Consider the following 273-nt stretch of genomic DNA (forward strand, 5'->3'; position numbering starts at 1 on the left):
CGCCGAGCGGATTGCCCGGACAGAGCGTGGTCGTGTGCGACAGCTTGAACGAGGGAAGGTCGTCAGACCGCGGCATGGCGTAGTCCATGAACGACGCCGTCAGGAGCTGGCCTGAGGGGTCGTAAACTGCGTTTTCCAGCAGCGCTTGGCCGATGCCTTGGGCAAGTCCGCCATGGACCTGGCCTTCGACGATCATTGGGTTGATCAGCCGCCCGAAATCGTCGGCCGCCACGAAGTTGACGAAGGAGGTCTTGCCGGTGCCGGCATCGACTT

1 protein-coding gene is annotated in these 273 nt (G+C 63.0%); it reads right to left on the reverse strand.

Annotation, left to right across the window (positions count from 1 at the left end; genetic code table 11):
* The coding region (locus KJQ96_RS39115; RefSeq protein ID WP_213291232.1) for a molybdopterin cofactor-binding domain-containing protein at positions 1-273 on the reverse strand (273 nt) is incomplete at both ends.

This window comes from Bradyrhizobium sp. sGM-13, assembly GCF_018398875.1.
Taxonomy (GTDB): Bacteria; Pseudomonadota; Alphaproteobacteria; order Rhizobiales; family Xanthobacteraceae; genus Bradyrhizobium.